This window comes from Corallococcus sp. Z5C101001 (assembly GCF_007352635.1).
Taxonomy (GTDB): domain Bacteria; phylum Myxococcota; class Myxococcia; order Myxococcales; family Myxococcaceae; genus Corallococcus; species Corallococcus silvisoli.
The window spans coordinates 297,379-313,757 of record NZ_VKLU01000005.1 but is presented as its reverse complement, the minus strand read 5'-3'; the positions used below and the strand labels follow the sequence as shown (position 1 = coordinate 313,757).

Below are 16,379 nucleotides of genomic sequence, written 5' to 3'. Positions count from 1 at the left end.
ACGACCGAATGACCGGAGGTGTGAATCAGCCGGCCAGCGCCTTCTCCAGAAAAAGATGACCGCGCGGCGGAGCGCATGCCTGCGATGCCTCCCGCCGGATCAGGGGACGGTGTAGAGCCCGACGACGTTCGGATCCAGCGTCGCGCTGGTCAGCCGGAGGCCGGTGGCGCCGCTGACGCTCGCGACGTCGGTCACCCCCAGGTCCGACAAGGAGAAGGACACGGCCCCCAGCTTCGACGGCACCGTGCCCACGGGGTTGCCGGTGATGCTCGGCACACCGCTCGTGTAGGAGACGGTCGCCAGCGAGGTGGAGGTGTTTCCCGCGGCCGACGCGGTGAAGTCGCTCGCGAGCAGGGACAGCGAATACGTCCCCACGGGCTGGTTGGACGCGTTGATCAACGTGACGGTGGTGTCGTCGCCAATCGTCGCGGAGGCCAGCGTGCTGTCGACGATGAAGAAGCGCGTCTTGGCGGTGAAGGCCATGCCGAACTGGAAGTTGCCCGCGCCCACGTTGTTCGCGCCGTCGTGGATGCCCAGGCCGGAGGCGGCCGCGTTGGCATTGGCGGGCGCCGAGCCCCGTGCGCTGGGCGTGTTGGTGCCAGTGATGGCGTTGGCCGTGGCGCCCACGAGTTGGGTGAAGGTGCCCTCCGCCGTGGTAACGGACGCCAGCTGCGCGGCGCCGGTCAGCTGGGCCGGAGTGCCCGCCGTCACCGCGCCCGTGAAGGTCGCGCCCGTGACCGGCATCCGGGTGTGAGGAGTCCCGACCGGGTCGGCGAGCGAGGAGATCTCATACGCGACGCGGTGCAGCTCGCTGGCCTCCGTCGCGCTGATCCCCAGGTCCGCCGCCGCGCTGCCCGCCCCCGTCGCCAGGTTGCGGGGATCGGCCTGCGTGATCTTCGCGAACAGCACCGCCGCCGACAGGTAGCTGCCGTACTTGCTCGAGTGGCGGCTGTCCGCCGCGCTCCACAGGTTGAACATCCCCGGGGTGATTCCATCGGCGGGGTTCGGGTCGGCCAGTCCCTGCTCCACCGCGCGCATGTAGCCATCGCCCACCCGGGCGACCCCCGTGAAGCCCAGGTCCCGGTACGCCTTGAAGTAGGCGTCGCGCAGGTCGGCCTGCATCGCCTGCAAGCCCGGGGTCCCGCTCGGGTAGCCCTGCGTGCCGACGGACGTGGGCGATGACCACGTCTCATAGAGGAACACGCTCGCGGCGGGGTTGCTGGACAGCACCAACGCGCGCAGCGCGCGGGCGGCATCCATGAAGTTCGCCGGCGCGCCACCCCGGGCCGCGGGCAGCGGCGTCACGCTCTGCTCCTGCAAGACGACGGCGTCCCAGTTCGCCTGGCCGATGATCGACGCCCGGTTGACCTGGTGCCAGCGGAGCGTCTGTCCACTGGCGGTCTCCAGGCTGACGTTGAAGGAGAGCCCCGCCTGGACCGTCATCTTCTTGAAGATGCCTGGAATCCCTCCCACGCCGGAGCCATTCAGGTCCGTGACCGCGGCCTTGTTGTACGAATAGACCGGCGCCTCGTTGCCGTGGGTGAAGCTGTTGCCGACGAAGAGGATGTCTCCGCCAGAGATCGCGGAGAACTCGCTCGCCAGCTCCTCCTGCGCGGGCTCGGGACGAGGGGCACCGCCCGCCTGCGTCACGACGCCCCCCCAGACCATCAAGCCCAGCACGCCAGGGTGGAGGGCGGGCAACAGCGCATGGAAGCGGGACCGGCGCATGACATCTCCGTGACGGTGGACCCGGGCGACAGCGCGCTGTCGCTGAAATCCAGCTTCACAATCGTAACGGGATGCCGCGTCAGGCGCGAGGCCCTCGCTCCCGCGAGCCGGATGGCCTCAACCGTGCCGGTCGCGCAGTCGGGTGTATGTGTATGAGACGACCAGGAGCATCACGCCCAGGAGGATGAAGGTGAGCACGCGCTGGTCCGGCGGGAGCCGCGCGACGTCCACCAGCACCAGCCGCGCCAGCGACAGCCCCAGCACCGCCAGCGCGGCCAGCCGGTACCAACGCTCGCGCAGCGCGAACCCCACGCCGAAGAGGAGGAACGCGGCGATGACCCAGCCCAGCGTGACGAGCCCTGAGGGCATCCTCGCGCCCACCAGCGCCACCAGCGACAGCCCCGCGCCCACGGCGCACACCGCCGTGAACAACGGGTGGACCTGGGGCTCCACCCGCCCGGAGACGCGCACCGTCCCGCCGCGCTCCACCAGCACGAACGCCACCCCCAGCCCCAGGAGCGGTGTCATCCGCCCCGGTGTCTCCCACTCACACGCGGCCAGCGCCACGAAGAGGATGAGCACGCCCACGCCGCGCAGCACCGGCGAACCCACGCCGCGCGCGGCGAGCCCCGCGATGAGCCCCGTCGCGGTCCACGCCGCCACCAGCGCGACGTCGTCGTAGCGCGCGGGCATGGCCAGCGCGAGCGTCACCGCTCCCAGCGCCAGGTACGTATGCATCAGCGCCACGGGCGCGCGTTGGAGCCGGGCCACCCCCGCCCCCGCGCCGTGCGCCAGCGCGACGACGAGGAGGAAGGCGAAGAGGCGCGAGTCCTGCTCCCGGGAGACCTCGTAGGCCCCCAGGGACGTCAGGCCCACCCAGTTGAGCAGCGTGAAGGCCAGGCTCGCGCGCAGGGGCAGGTCGCGGGGCCGGACGAGCAGCGCCGCGGAGAAGAGCAGGAAGTAGAGCGAGAGAAAGCCCATGCTCAAGAGCAGCCGGTCGTGCTCGGGAGCCCCGGGGGCCATGTGGCCCGTGCGGACCGCCCAGACGACGTGGGTGCTGTAGACCGCCACGAGGCTGGACAAGGGAACGATGACCCAGCGGTTGCGCACGAGGAAGAACAGCGCGCCCGCCGCGAGCAGCGTCGTGGACAGCAGCGTGAACGCGGTGATGTCACTGAGCATCCCCGTGTGCAGCCCCAGGAACAGCGCGATGCCCGCCACCGTCTCCGACTGCATCCGGTGCGCGATGGTGACGATGGCCACCACGAACGCCGCCAACAGCACCAGCGCCAGCGCCTCGCTGTCGATGACCCGCACCGCGGGGATGAAGTGCAGCGCGTAGGTGACGAAGTACGCGAGCGCCAGACCGCCACCGAAGACGATGCGTCCGAAGAGCTGGTGCTTGCGCGCCAGCCACAGCCCAAACCCGCCCAGCCCCGCGCTCAACAGATAGCCCGCGCCCACCCGCGCCAGCACCCCCAGCTCCCCGAAGTGGTACGTGATGAGGTACGCGATGCCGATGATGAGCGCCACGATGCCCAGGCGGCTCAACCAATAGGTGCCGACGTGCGCTTCCAGGTCCCGCGGCTCGGGGGCGGGGGGAGGGGGCGTGACGACAGCGGCCGGGGACAGTGGACGCGGTGCTCCCTGTCCCTCCAGCGTGGCGAGCCGCGTCTCCAGCGCGGAGACGGTCGCCTCCAGCCGCTTCACCGTGTCCCGCAGGTCCTGCTCACCGCCCTCGTCCGACATGGACTTCCTCGCGCATCCGCGTGCTCCCGGCCCTCGCTGCCTTCAAGCACAAGCCCAGCACATCTTCAATTCCAGGCGTGGCGCGCCAGCCCCCGGGAAAGACTCACGCGGGGGCCGGGCGCCGGTGCTTCAGGCGAGGTTGTGGAACACGTGCTGCACGTCGTCGTCCTGCTCCAGCATGTCCACCAGCTTGAGGACCTCGGTGGCCTGCTCCTCGGGGAGCTCCTTGAGGGTGCCGGGCAGGGGGATGTACTCGGACTCCGCGGACACGGGGGAGATGCCCTTGGCCTCGATGGCGGCCTGGAGCTTGCCGAAGTCGGAGAACTTGCAGCGCAGCAGCAGCTGCTTCTCGCCCTTCTCACCGGTGGTCTCGCCCATCTCCTCCAGGCCGTGGTCGATGAGCTCCAGCTCCAGCTCCTCCGCGTTCAGCCCCTCGGCGGCCAGGCGGATGGCGCCCATGCGCTCGAAGAGGCGCGACACGCTGCCCGCCGTGCCCATGCTCCCGCCCAGCTTGGTGAAGGGGAAGCGGACGTTGGCCACGGTGCGCGTGACGTTGTCCGTCGCCGCCTCCACCAGGATGCCCACGCCGTGGGGCGCGAAGCCCTCGTAGAGGAGGATCTGGTAGTCGGCCTGGTCCTGGCCGCTGGCGCGCTTGATGGCGCTGTCCACGTTGTTCTTCGGCATGTTCGCGGCGCGGGCGTTCTGGACGGCCCGGCGCAGCGCGGGGTTGGATTCCGGATTCGGCCCGCCGGCCTTCACCGCGATCACGATGTCCTTCGTGATGCGCGTGAAGACCTTCGCCATCTTGTTCCAGCGGGCGAACATCGTCGCCTTGCGTGTCTCGAAAATGCGTCCCATGGTTTCCTCAATATACCGTGGCCCGTCCCGGGAGGATGGGTTTCCGCAAGGGTGTCATCCGCGCGGGAAGCGGCTCGCCAGCGCGTCGGCCAGGGGGCCCGTGCCCGTTCGCAGCGGGTCCACGCAGGGCAGGCCATGCGCCCGGCCGGTGGCCTCCAGGAGCTCGAGCGCGGCGTCCTCGCCCAGTTGTTCGGTGTTGAGGGCGATGCCGGTGCACTGGATGGCGGGGTTCGTCAGCCGGCCCTCCAGCACCGTGCGGTCGATGACGTCCTGGATGGACGGCGGCGGGTGCCTGACGCCGCGCATGCGCGTGCGCGTGGGCTCGTGACACACGATGAAGGCGTCCGGCTGCGCCCCATGCAGCAGGCCCAGCGTGACGCCCGCGAAGGAGGGGTGGAACAGCGAGCCCTGGCCCTCCACCACGTCCCAGTGATCCACGTCGTTCGCGGGGGTGAGCCACTCCGCCGCGCCCGCGACGAAGTCGGACACCACGGCATCCAGCGCCACGCCCCTGCCGGAGATGAGGATGCCCGTCTGTCCGGTGGCCCGGAAGTCCGCCTTCCACCCCCGGCTCCGCAGCTCCTTCTCCAACGCCAGCGCCGTGTACTTCTTGCCCACCGCGCAGTCGGTGCCCACCGTCAGCATGCGCAGCCCGGGCCGCTTCGTGCCCTGGCCGGTGGCGAAGTCCCGGTCCGGGAAGCGCACGTCGTGCAGCTTGCGCCCGTGTCGCGCCGCCGCCGCGGCCACGGCGGGGAAGCTGGAGAGCCGCTTGTGCAGCCCGGTGGCCACGTCCAGCCCGGCCTCCAGCGCCCGCACGAGCGTGTCCACCCACGCCTCCGCCAACACCCCCCCGGGGTTCACCACGCCCACCACCAACGTGCGCGCGCCCCTCGCCTTCGCCTGGGCGAGGTCCATGTCCACCAGGCCACAGTCCGCCGCGCAGCCCGGGAGGCGCAGCTGACCCACGCACCACTCCGGCCGCCAGTCCACGATGCCGTGAGCTGTCTTGGCCGCGAGCTGATCCTTCACGTCTCCCAGGAACAGCAGGTAGGGCTTGTCGATGTCCACGGGCGGTGCCTTAGCACGGCCCAAAAACGGCGTGGAAATGGCCCGGGGGAATAAGCGCGGCATTGGACGTAACAGGCATGAGCCCGCTTCAGGGCCCGCCCTCGCGGAGTTGCATGCCATGCGCCTCACCCCGTCCGCCGCCCTCCTGTTCGCCGCCTCGCTCTGTGCCGCCTGTGGAGGTCCGTTGGCCGAGGAGCACGCAGCCGCGGGCGTCACGGACGAGTCCGTCGCCAGCCAGGAGCAGGATTTGGACGAGTCGTGCGTGGGTTCGGACGTGGTGCTGGCGCAGCCGGACGGCGCGGTGGTGACAGCGGTCATTCCCAATTGCTCGTATTCGGACTCGGCGGCGGCTTCCAATGACAGCAATTACGATCAGCCGTCGTGTCCCCATCGCTTCGTGACCGAGGTCACCGGCCTGGGGGGCAACTTCGCCCAGCCGTTCGTGGAGGTCATCCCGGCGACCTCGAACGTCACCGAGAGCGCGTGCAAGGGGTTGGCGATCTCCGGCGCGGCGTTCGGGTACAAGGGCGGCGTCTGGTGGGGACTGGGGGAGCTGACCACCAATGGCGTCTGGTACCCCGCGACCCTCTTCTGGCCGGCCCACTGCGGGCTGCGCTTCAACATCGGCTCGGGAGGTTCGGGCTACAGCAAGATCCGCGTCACGGGCCTGGGGGCGGCGCTCGGCGTGTTCAAGACCCGGGTCCGCACCGGCGTGCGCCTGGGCACGGGCCCCTGCTAGCCCTCCAGGCCGCCGTCCCGGATCGCCCACCCACCGGGTGGGAACCGAAGATCCGGGTGTCGACGGACTTCGCGGCCGGGTCCGCTCCTGCTAGGAACGGCCCCGTGGTGTTCCGCCCGCGATCGCCCAGCGCCGTCCCCCGGCCCGGGGAGTCCTCCCCCTCCGTGAAGGAGCTTTCCCCGGCCTCCCGAGAGGACGTCGCGGAGTTCCAGGCGCTCGTCGCGCGGTGCGCGCCAGCGTTGGAGGAGCGGGCCCGCATCCTGTGCCGGGGCCGGAACCCGTCGGACGCGAAGGACCTGTTGCAGGAGACCTACGAGCGGGCCTTCCGCGCGTTTCATACGTATGACCGGTCCGCGCCCCCCATGGCGTGGCTGGCGTCCATCCTCGTTCGACGATTCCTCGACTGGTGCCGGCACGACCGGCGCCACCCCCAGGAGGAGTTCACCGACGCGATGGGGGACACCCTGGCGGAAGCCGAAGCCCCGCCGGAGACATGGGCGCGCTACACGTTGGATGACGTGTGGCGCGCGGTGGAACAGCTTCCCCCGGAGCTGCGCGAGGTGGTCCGCATGAAGGACATGGAGCGACAGAGCTACGCGGAGATCGGCCGACGGCTCGGCATCCCGTCCATGACGGTGGGCACCCGCCTGTTCCGCGCCCGCAAGAAGCTCAAGGAGCTGCTCCTCGCAGGGCAGGGAAGCGCTGGGGGCCCGGCGTGAGCTCCCCGTGTGAACAGCTCGCCGCCTTCGTGGACGGAGAGCTCCCCCTCGATGACACCGAGGCCTTCCGCGTCCACCTGGTGGACTGCGAGAGCTGCCAGGCCGACCTGGAGGACCAGGTGCAGGCGAGCCTCGCGGTGCAGGCCGCCGCGGAGGCCCGGGCCGCGTCCGGCCCGGAGGCGCGGCCCGGGGACTCGTTCGGGTGGAGCCCTGGCGCGGAGGCGCGGTCCGGGGAGGTGCTCGGCGCGGTCCGCCCCGTGGCGCCTCCGCCCGGCCGGTCCGAACGCCCGCGTTCCCGTCCGACGCCGGCCTGGGACCGTCGGCGCGTGGCCGGGTTCGCCGCGGCGGCGGCCGCCGTGGTGCTCGCGGTGCTCGCGGTGGTGCGTCCGTGGCGCGAGTCCGGGACGGAGCGCGAGCTGCCCTTCGCGGTCGCCTCCGCGCGTCCGCTGGAGGGCCGGCTGAGCCACCCGGGCCTCGCGGACTACCGCGCGCAAGGCACGATGCGCGGCGGCGCGGACGGGCGTCCGGAGCTGAACCTGCCCGCGTTGGCGGCGCTGGAAGCGAAGGGGGACCTGCACGGCGTCGCGACCGCGTGGCTCGCCGCCGGGGACTTCGCGCGCGCGGCCCCCATCCTGGAGCGCCTGCCGCCGTCCCCCGCCGTCCTGGGAGACCGGGCGCTGGCGGCGCTGGGCCAGGGCCAGCCAGAGCGCGCGCTGGGGCTGCTGGAGGCCGGCCTGGAGGCGGCGCCGGACGACGCGCGCCTGCACTGGAACCGGGGGCTCGCGCTCCAGGCGCTGTCGCTGGAGCTGGCCGCCGCGGCGGAGTTCCAGCGGGTGGCCCAGGCGAAGGAGCCGGGCTGGAGCGCCGAGGCGACCGAGCGCGCGGACGGCCTGCGCCAGGGCGCGCTGGCGCGGCGGGATTCATGGCAGGCGATGAACACGGCCGGCATGGCGCTGGCGCTGGAGGGCACGCCGTACCCGGCTCCGATGGCGCGGCGCAACCCCGACCTGGCGAGGCTGTACCTCTACCATGCGCTGCGCGCGGCGCCGTCCGTGGCGCGCGTGCGGGCCCTGGCGCCGCTGGCCGACGTGCTGGATGACGCCACGCGGACGAAGACCGCCAGCGCCTACGTGGCGCGCGTGGCGGCGGCGGACTTCGGCAAGCGGGGCCCGCTGGCGGACACCTACCGCGAGGTGCTGGCCGGCACGCGGACGCTGGTAGGCGCGGAGGCGGACGCGTTCCTCGCGAAGCTGCGGCGCTCCGGCGAGCGCGATCTGCTGCTGGGCGCGGTGCTGCTGTTGCGCCAGGAGGACCGGTTCGTGGAGGAGCTGGCGACGCTGGTGCGCCAGTCCGGCGAACCCGCCTGGTACGAAGCCCCGCTCGCCCGCGGCCGTGCGCAGGCCGCGCTGGCCCGGGGCGACACCCAGACGGCGGAGAAGTCCCTCCAGGAGGGGCTGGCGTCGTGCCGGAGCGCGGGCTTCCAGTACCGCTGCGTGGATCTCCAGCAGCACCTGTCGGCGCTCTACAACCGGCTGGACCGCCGCAAGGAGGCGCAGAAGCTGGCCCGCTCGGCGCTGGAGGAGGCGTTCCGCACCGACAGCTGGTTCCAGGAGGAGGTGCTCCTCTCGGACCTGGTGACGAGCGCGCGGCTGAGCCATGCGCCGGCGCTGGCCCGCGCGTATCTGGACGAGTACGTCCAGCACGCGCCCGAGGACTGCGCGCGGCGCTCGGAGTACCACCACGCCCGGGCGCTCCTGGCCGTGGAGGACCTGGACGCGAAGGCGGCCCGGCGCGAGGTGCAGGACGCCCTGGGCTGTCCGACGGCGCCCACGCTGCTGGAGATCGCCGTCGCGGGGGACCTGCTCCGGCTGGAGGGCACCGCGGTGCCGGGCCGGGAGCTGGACCGGGTGCGCGAGCGCATCCGCGTGCTGCGCGAGGACCCGTCCCTGACGGCCGGGGACCAGCTGCTCGTGAACCACCTGGAGGGGCGCATCCTCATCGAGCGCGACCCCGAGGCGGGCCAGAAGCTCCTGCGCGGCGTCATCGCCGGGTCGGCGCTCCGGCGCTCCACCGACATCGAGGCGCGCAAGGCCTGGGCGCACAGCCACCACGTGCTGGTGATGGACGCGGGCCGCTCGAAGGAGTGGGGCCCGGCCGTGGAGCTGCTCGCGGAGGAGGTGGACCGCACCGCGCCCACGTCATGCCTGCTGGCGCTGGCCGGCCAGGATGAACGGCTGCTCTTCGTCGCCCGGGGCCCCACGGGCGCCAGCGACGGGGTGTACCTCCACGCGCTGAAGCGGCCCCTGCGCGAACGGGTGCCGGCGGTGCCCGAGCGGATCCTCCAGCTGCTCTCCGGCTGTGACGCGGTCCGCGTGCTCGCGGAGCCCATCCTCCAGGGACGCCCCGGGCTGCTGCCCGCGGACCGGGCCTGGAGCTACCTCGCCCCTGGGGGACACCGCGTGGAGGCTCCGGCCGTGGCCCCCACGTCCAAGCGGCTGGTGGTGTCGGACGTGGAGCCGCCGGCGGCCCTGAGCCTTCCGCGCCTGATGCCCTGGAAGGGCGTCGCGGCGCCGGGCGATGTCCACCTGCGGGGCCGCGCGGCGACGCCGGACGCGGTGCTCGCGGAGATGGAGGACGCCACGGAGGTGGAGTTGCATACGCACGGCCTCTCCGGCGCGGGCCTGTCCGACGCGGCCTTCCTGGTGCTGTCTCCGGACACGGCGGGCCGCTACGCGCTGACCGCGGAGGACCTGGAGGGGCACACGCTCCGCGGGGCCCCGGTGGTGCTGCTGGCCGCGTGCGACGCGAACGTGGGCGCATGGCGCTACCACGCGGTGTGGAGCCTGCCCTCCGCGCTCATCCAGGCCGGCGCGCGCGCGGTGGTCGCGCCTTCCACGGAGGTGCCGGACGTGGAGGCCGGCGCCTTCTTCCAACGGCTGCTGGAGTCCCTGCGCCGCGGCGAGCCCCCCGCGCAGGCGCTCCGGGACACCCGCGAGCGGTGGCTCCAGCAGGGCCGCGCGACGTGGGTCCAGGACCTGGTCGCGTTCGAATAGGCCTCCACGAATATCGCCGCCGCTCCGCGTATGGAGAGCGGGAGGAATCACCATGCACCAGCGTTGGATGTCCGCAGTGGGATGGATGGCAGTGGGCTTCGTCACCCTGTCGTCGGCGAGTGCCGGGGCGGAGGACGTGAAGGCCGCGAACAAGCCGGTGCAGCTCGCGCCCCGCACGACGGCCGTCGCCAGCACGGCCACGAAGAGCAGCGGCACGGTCGACGTGGCGGTGGACGACGGCGCGAAGGGCACCCGGCTGTACCGGTACGACCGGTCCAGCGGGAAGCTCACGCTGGTGAAGCAGGTCACTCAGAAGGACTCGGCCAGCGCCACCTCGAGTTTGAAGGACCTGGCCGCCGTGGAGCGCGGCACGTCCCTCATGGACCCGGGCAAGGGCGGCGCCGTGTCCCCTGAAGGCAAGCCCCCCAAGGGCGGCCCCCCGGGTGGAGATGATCCGGGCCTCATCACCCAGGCGGACCTGGCGAACATCAAGCGCGAGCTGTCGGTGATGAAGGTGCAGCAGACCCAGGTGAAGGTCGGAACCCAGGCGCGCCGGTAGGGTCCGCTTTCCACCCGAACGAAACGAGGGCCGTGGCTCCGGGGGGACAGGTGTCCTCGCCCCGAAGGGCCGCGGCCTTCGTGTTTGTGAATGGGTTCCCGCCAGCCCGTTCAGCCCCCGACGCGCGGACTGTCCGCCCTGAGCTCGCCGTGGCGGTCCCTGCCTCTGTCGCGGCTTGCCCCACATCCGCCGTGCTCACACTTTTCGCGCAAGAGGGGGCGCGGCACGCCTGTTTGTCTTTGGCGGCCTCCTTGTCCGAACGACCGTGGGTGTGACCGGAAGACCCGCGTCAGCAGGGGGGATGCACATGGGGAGCATGCAGAACGGGCGCCGTCATGGAATGGGGATGCGCACGCGGTCCTGGGCGTGGGGCGTGTCCCTGGCGGTGCTGGGGGCGGGGTGCGGCCCTGGCGGCAGCGGGCCCTCGCCCGCGGACCCGGTGGGGACGCAGCAACAGGCGGCCCTCAGCTACAACGGCCTGTCCTTCAATGGACTGTCTTTCAACGGCCTGTCCTTCAACGGGCTGTCGTTCAATGGCCTGTCCTTCAACGGGCTGTCGTTCAATGGCTTGTCATCGCCCGCCTTCGCGTCGTGGTTCGGTTTGGATCCGGCGCTGGCCGCCGAGGTCATGCACTACGTCGTCCTCTGCGCCGTCCCCGCGGGCCAGACGCGCACGTACACCGATGCGGGGACGAACACGGCGTACACCTGGAGCGGGTTGTTGGGGCTTGCGCCGGGCTGGTCCGGGGGCGCGGCGGCGACGGTGGCCGAGCAGCAGCTCGTCTCCGCGTGCCTCGCGGCGCACACCAACCCGTTTGGCGTGAGCGTGCCCATCTCCGTGCAGGGCCGTGACGCGCTGGGACAGACGATCCCCTCCACCCCGGAGGAGCTGGCGTCGTTCACCCGGCCAGAGTCGTGCTTCTTCGGGAACCTCTTCCAGGGCGAGGGCGTCTACGCGGGCAGCCAGAACCCGCCGCTGGACGCCACGCAGAGCACCTCGCGCGCGTGCGCGGTGGTGGATGGCTCCGGGATGCCGCGCATCGAATGCGCGCCCCTGGTCTACGTGGGGAGCTGTTCGGCGGTGTGCGAGCCGGACGGCACGGCCGGGCTCTCATTCCTCCACTGTTCGACGGGGGGCGTCACGTACTCGCCGATCACCACGCGCATCCGCGACGCGGACGTGGCCGTCTGTGGCGACGGCACCTGTCAGGTGACGGAGTCCTGCGGTGCATCCACCACGTACGACGCGTGCGCGGCGGACTGCGGGGCGTGCCCCTGAAGGAGGGTGGGGCGGCCTTCAGCCGGAGTGGGAACCCAGGCCGGAGGCCGCGCCCGCGCGCAGCCGTTCATGGAGCGCGTCGGTGAGCAGGTACCAGAACTGCACGTTGCCGAAGCTGAGGATGTCGCCGCCCCGGAGCGGCACCTCGCGCTGCCCGATGGTGCTGGCGTTGACGAAGGTGCCGTTGGTGGAGCCCAGGTCGCGCACGGTGCAGCGGCTCTGCGCGCGGCTCCACCGGAGCTCCGCGTGCTGCTTGGAGACGGAGGCGTCGTCCAGCACCAGCTCGCAGTCCAGCCTGCGGCCGATCCGCAGCACGTCGGCGTCCTTGAGCGTGGGCAGGGTGGCGACGAGCAGGTCGTCGAATTCGAAGAGCAGCGCGAGCATGCCCTGCTCGACGTCGCCGGGATCCGCCATGCGGGTGGGCGCGAGCGCGGCGGCGGACAGCTCCGACGGCGGACGCTGCACCAGTGCGAAGGGACCCAGCTGGTGCTGGAAGGTACCCACGGGGAGTCCCGAGGCGAGCGCGCGCAGTTCCTGGACGGACAACACGTGGGCAGCCTAACGGGTCGGCAGTCGGGCGCCCAGCCGGTACCGGACGATGGCGGTACGGCTTTCGTTGACCCACCAGCGACTCGTTCCCTACATTGCCCGTTTCCAGTCGAGGGCCGGGTTCCAGGAGGGAGCGCCGGGTCCCCGATGTTTGCAGCCAGGTGATGGAAGGAGCGGTGGTTCGATGAGCGGGAGCGACAACATCCCGATGACCCCCCACGGTCTGCAGAAGCTCAAGGACGAGCTGAAGCACCTCCAGTCCGTGGAGCGGGGAAAGATTTCGCGTGAAATCGAGGTCGCGCGCGCGCACGGCGACCTGCGGGAGAACGCCGAGTACCACGCGGCCAAGGAGAAGCAGTCGCACATCGAGGGGCGCATCCTGACCCTCAACGACTGGATTGCGCGCGCGGAGGTCATCGACCCGTCGAAGCTGGGGGGGGACAAGGTCATCTTCGGCGCCACGGTGGAGCTGGTGGATACGGAGAACGACAAGACCATCTCCTACCGGTTGGTGGGGGAGACGGAGGCCGACCTGAAGAAGCGGTGGATCGCCGTCACCTCGCCGGTGGCGCGCGCGCTCATCGGCAAGAAGGTGGGCGACATCGCGACCGTGCAGAGCCCTGGGGGCGTGCGCGAGCTGGAGATCGTGGAGATCCGCTTCGAGGAGCCGCGGGAAGACGCGCAGCCCGGCCAGGGCTGAAGCCCGGTGGTCAGCGGGTCCTTCGGGGGGGCGGGCATGGGCTCGCTCCCCCGGTTTCGTTTTCCGCGCGGCGTCAGAACCGCTTCGTAGGATGGAGGCTGGAAACCCGCGTGAACCACCCGCTCGCCAGCCTCATCGGACCCTTGAAGTACGCGTGCCAGCGTGACTTCGCCCAGCTGGGCACTGTTCGGGATCTGCGCACCCTGATGGAGCGCACCCTGGCGGCGGCTGGGGGCGTGGACGCGGGGGCGTTGGAGGACCTGCGGGCGGCGCTCCCGCATGTGGATCCCCCCGCGCCACCGGAGCACCGCAAGGCGGCCCTGCGCCAGGTGTTGGGGGCGCTGAAGCGGAGCGGCGTGGCCCTTCCGGAGGAGCTGGAGCGGGTCGTCGTCACGGGGGAGCTCAACGCCGTGGCGGCCCGGTTCCCCCGGGCGCCGGAGCGTGGGCACCTGCTCGAAGCGGAGTCGAACCCCGCGCCGCCTCGTCGCCGGATGACGCCGCCCCCGGGAACGGTGGAGGCCCGGGGAAGCGCGGTGCCGCCCTGGCGCTCCCAGGACCCCGTGCCCCTGGTGAGGGGAGAGAACCGGAGCGCGCCCGGAGGCGCGACATCGTCCGCTTCACGCACGGCGGGAGTGGGTGCGCGCGGCCCGGGGAATGCGGTCGCACGCGGCGTGCATCCAGAGGGGATTGGGGCAGGCAAGGTGGCCCAGTCCCCGGGCTTCGACGGCCCTCGCTCGACGCACCCGGGCGGCGGTCCCACGCAGGTCGATTCATTTCCGTCGCTGAAGGCGGAGGGCTCGCCGCGCGGCCCGCGTGCCACCGCGCCGCGAGGGGGCGCCGCTGGCCCGTCGCCCATGAGCGAAGCCCCGCCTCGGGGCGCGCGGCTCACGGCGATGGACTCCGGCCCTGGTGGCGCGGCGCCCCGTGCTCCGGCTGCGCGCTCCGCGGCGATGGACTCCAGCCCTGGTGGCGAGGCGGCCCGTGCCCCGGCTGCGCGCTCCGCGGCGATGGACTCCGACACTGGTGTCGCGGCGGCTCGTGTTCCGGCGGGACGGAGCAACATGGGGGGCGGCCCTGGTGTCGCGGCGGCCCGTGCTCCGGCGGGACGGACCGGCGTGGGCGCCGACCCCCGCAAGGCGGCCCCTCCGGCGGACCGTCCTCCCGCGGAGAAGGCGCGGAAGAAGAAGGCCAAGGCCGTGGGCGCGGAGGCGTCGCGCTCCGAGGCGAAGCTCCTGTCCATCGCGCCGCGCTCCGGCCCGCTGTCCGCGCCGCTCAAGACGCTGGGCAAGCGACTGGGGCCCCGCCTCATCGCGGTCCTGGACAAGAAGGGCCTGCGCCGCACCGGCGACATCCTGTTCCTCCTGCCACGCTGTTACGAGGACCGCCGCAAGCTGCGCACCATCGCGGAGCTCATCCCCGGCGAGCGCGGCGTGACGGTGGGCACCGTGAAGACCGCGGACTTCGTCCCGGGCCGCGGTGGCCGGCGCATGTTCCGCGCCGTCGTGGGCGACCGCTCCGGCAGCATCGCCGCGACGTACTTCCACGCGGGCCCCTGGCTCAAGAGCCGCTTCTCCGTGGGCAAGCAGCTGGTGCTCTCCGGGGAGGTGCGCGCCTCCATGAATGGCCGCGAGATGGCCCACCCGGAGCTGGAGCCCGCCGAGGACCTGGAGTCCACGACGTCCGTCCACTTCCACCGCATCGTCCCCATCTACCCGGGCTTCGAGCGCGGCGAACAACGCTCGTTCCGCGAGCTGGCCTCGCGCATCAGCGAGCAGCACGCGCATCACCTGGAGGAGCCGCTGCCCGCGGACCTCCGTCGCCGCTACCACTTGATGGGCTTGCCGGACGCGCTGCGCTTCATCCACTTTCCGCCCGAGGACGCGGACCTGGAGGCGTTGGACGCGCACCAGAGCCCCGCGCACCGCCGGCTCGCCTTCGACGAGCTGTTCTTCCTCCAGTTGGGCATGGCCCTCAAGCGCCAGGGCATCAAGGCGGAAGAGGGCATCGCCTTCGCTGTCACCCCGGAGCGGCTGGAGAAGGCCCGCGCCGCGCTGCCCTTCCAGCTCACGGGCGCGCAAGCCCGCGTGGTGGGCGACCTCGCCCGGGACATGGCGCGGCCGGAGCCGATGAACCGGCTGGTGCAAGGCGACGTGGGCAGCGGGAAGACGGCGGTGGCGCTCGTCGCCGCCATGGTGGCGCTCCAGGACGGCTACCAGGTGGCGGTGATGGCCCCGACCGAAATCCTGGCCGAACAGCACGAGCGCACCTTCCGCCGCATCCTGGAGCCCCTGGGCTTCCGCGTGGGGCTGGTGAGCGCGGCGGGCACCGCGAAGCACAAGCGCGGGGTGCGCGAGGCCGTGGCGAAGGGCGAGCTGCACCTCGCGGTGGGCACGCACGCGCTGCTGGAGGGCGGCGTGTCCTTCCAGAAGCTGGGGCTGGTGGTCATCGACGAGCAGCACCGCTTCGGCGTGCTTCAGCGCCACACCCTGATGAGCAAGGGCCTCACGCCGGACGTGCTGGTGATGACCGCCACGCCCATCCCCCGCACGCTCGCGATGACGCTGTACGGCGACCTGGACGTGTCCGTCATCGACCAGCTCCCGCCCGGCCGCACCCCCATCACCACGCGCGTCTTCAACATCCAGTTCCGAGCCCGGGTCTACGAGGCGGTGGGCGCGGAGCTGGCCAAGGGCCATCAGGCCTACGTCGTCTATCCGCTGGTGGAGGAGTCGGAGAAGCTGGACCTGGAGGACGCCACCCAGGGCGCGGCGAAGCTGCAGCAGGTCTTCCCCTCCGCGAGCGTGGGCCTGCTGCACGGGCGCATGAAGCCGGAGGAGAAGGACGCCGTGATGGAGGCCTTCCGCGACAAGCGCATCCAGCTGCTCGTGTGCACCACGGTGGTGGAGGTAGGCGTGGACGTGCCCAACGCGTCCGTCATGGTGGTGGAGTCCGCGGAGCGCTTCGGCCTGTCACAGCTGCACCAGCTGCGCGGGCGCGTGGGCCGAGGCGCCGCGGCCAGCTTCTGCTTCCTGGTCGCGGGGGCCGCCCGCTCCTGGGAGTCCACCGAGCGGCTGGGCGTGATGGAGCGCAGCAGCGACGGCTTCGTCATCGCGGAGAAGGACCTGGAGATCCGCGGCCCCGGTGAGTTCCTGGGCACGCGGCAGAGCGGCCTGCCGGAGCTGGCCGTGGCCAACCTGGTGCGAGACGGCGACCTGTTGTCGCTGGCGCAGGTGGAGGCGCGGCGGATCATGGACACCGATCCGAAGCTCCAGGAGCCGGACCACCAGGGGCTCGTGAAGGCGCTGGAGGAGCGGTGGGAGGGGCGGCTGGCGCTGGCCCGGGTCGGGTAGGGCAGGCACGAGCGGCGCTCGTCCGTCA

General features: G+C 72.0%; 12 protein-coding genes. 7 read left to right on the top strand and 5 right to left on the bottom strand.

The genetic code is table 11. From position 1 onward, the window contains the following. Positions 1–99 precede the first annotated feature (99 nt). The 4 genes from FOF48_RS11670 to dgcN form a co-directional block, all read right to left on the bottom strand. Positions 100–1,728, bottom strand: coding sequence for a cell division protein FtsK (locus FOF48_RS11670; RefSeq protein WP_143900909.1), 1,629 nt, complete (start codon positions 1,726–1,728; stop codon positions 100–102). Between the two features lie 117 nt (positions 1,729–1,845). Then, positions 1,846–3,477 (bottom strand): DUF2339 domain-containing protein, encoded by a 1,632-nt coding sequence (locus tag FOF48_RS11665; RefSeq protein WP_143900907.1) that lies wholly within the window; start codon positions 3,475–3,477, stop codon positions 1,846–1,848. Between the two features lie 129 nt (positions 3,478–3,606). Beyond that, the gene (locus FOF48_RS11660) at positions 3,607–4,335 is read right to left on the bottom strand and encodes a YebC/PmpR family DNA-binding transcriptional regulator (protein ID WP_143900905.1); all 729 of its coding nucleotides are present in this window, start codon (positions 4,333–4,335) and stop codon (positions 3,607–3,609) included. Positions 4,336–4,389: 54 nt separating this feature from the next. Next, on the bottom strand, positions 4,390–5,403 hold the full coding sequence (gene dgcN / locus FOF48_RS11655) for an N-acetyltransferase DgcN (RefSeq protein WP_143900903.1): 1,014 nt from the start codon (positions 5,401–5,403) through the stop codon (positions 4,390–4,392). A 118-nt stretch (positions 5,404–5,521) separates the two neighbouring features. Between dgcN and FOF48_RS11650 the strand changes: the two genes are divergently transcribed. From FOF48_RS11650 to FOF48_RS11630, 5 genes are all read left to right on the top strand, one after another. After that, on the top strand, positions 5,522–6,142 hold the full coding sequence (locus FOF48_RS11650) for a hypothetical protein (RefSeq protein ID WP_143900902.1): 621 nt from the start codon (positions 5,522–5,524) through the stop codon (positions 6,140–6,142). A gap of 164 nt (positions 6,143–6,306) precedes the next feature. Beyond that, complete coding sequence (locus tag FOF48_RS11645) at positions 6,307–6,861, top strand: RNA polymerase sigma factor (RefSeq protein ID WP_255442079.1); 555 nt, start codon at positions 6,307–6,309, stop codon at positions 6,859–6,861. Beyond that, positions 6,858–9,914 carry a CHAT domain-containing protein gene (locus FOF48_RS11640; protein ID WP_143900898.1) on the top strand — a complete coding sequence of 1,019 codons (3,057 nt, stop codon included), beginning with the start codon at positions 6,858–6,860 and terminating at the stop codon, positions 9,912–9,914. The genes FOF48_RS11645 and FOF48_RS11640 overlap by 4 nt, the downstream gene beginning before the upstream one ends. Before the next feature lie 52 nt (positions 9,915–9,966). Continuing rightward, a complete protein-coding gene (locus FOF48_RS11635) occupies positions 9,967–10,473 on the top strand; it encodes a hypothetical protein (RefSeq protein WP_143900896.1) in 507 nt (168 codons plus the stop codon). A gap of 346 nt (positions 10,474–10,819) precedes the next feature. Then, positions 10,820–11,752 carry a hypothetical protein gene (locus FOF48_RS11630; RefSeq protein WP_255442078.1) on the top strand — a complete coding sequence of 311 codons (933 nt, stop codon included), beginning with the start codon at positions 10,820–10,822 and terminating at the stop codon, positions 11,750–11,752. 18 nt (positions 11,753–11,770) lie between these two features. Here FOF48_RS11630 and FOF48_RS11625 read toward each other — a convergent pair whose 3' ends face one another. Next, positions 11,771–12,301 carry an FHA domain-containing protein gene (locus FOF48_RS11625; RefSeq protein ID WP_143900892.1) on the bottom strand — a complete coding sequence of 177 codons (531 nt, stop codon included), beginning with the start codon at positions 12,299–12,301 and terminating at the stop codon, positions 11,771–11,773. A 184-nt stretch (positions 12,302–12,485) separates the two neighbouring features. Here FOF48_RS11625 and greA point away from each other — a divergent pair, with 184 nt between their 5' ends. Continuing rightward, entirely contained in the window at positions 12,486–13,001 is a 516-nt protein-coding gene (gene greA, locus FOF48_RS11620; RefSeq protein ID WP_143900890.1) for a transcription elongation factor GreA, read from the top strand. A 110-nt stretch (positions 13,002–13,111) separates the two neighbouring features. Continuing rightward, positions 13,112–16,351, top strand: a complete 3,240-nt coding sequence (recG, locus tag FOF48_RS11615) for an ATP-dependent DNA helicase RecG (protein WP_143900888.1) — start codon at positions 13,112–13,114, stop codon at positions 16,349–16,351. Positions 16,352–16,379 lie beyond the last annotated feature (28 nt).

Excerpts from the sequence above, each read along its gene's own strand:
- FOF48_RS11670 (WP_143900909.1), bottom strand. The coding sequence starts at position 1,728 with ATGCGCCGGTCCCGCTTCCATGCGCTGTTGCCCGCCCTCCACCCTGGC.
- FOF48_RS11635 (WP_143900896.1), top strand. The coding sequence starts at position 9,967 with ATGCACCAGCGTTGGATGTCCGCAGTGGGATGGATGGCAGTGGGCTTC.
- FOF48_RS11630 (WP_255442078.1), top strand. The coding sequence starts at position 10,820 with ATGCGCACGCGGTCCTGGGCGTGGGGCGTGTCCCTGGCGGTGCTGGGG.
- FOF48_RS11665 (WP_143900907.1), bottom strand. The coding sequence starts at position 3,477 with ATGTCGGACGAGGGCGGTGAGCAGGACCTGCGGGACACGGTGAAGCGG.
- greA (WP_143900890.1), top strand. The coding sequence starts at position 12,486 with ATGAGCGGGAGCGACAACATCCCGATGACCCCCCACGGTCTGCAGAAG.
- FOF48_RS11650 (WP_143900902.1), top strand. The coding sequence starts at position 5,522 with ATGCGCCTCACCCCGTCCGCCGCCCTCCTGTTCGCCGCCTCGCTCTGT.
- FOF48_RS11660 (WP_143900905.1), bottom strand. The coding sequence starts at position 4,335 with ATGGGACGCATTTTCGAGACACGCAAGGCGACGATGTTCGCCCGCTGG.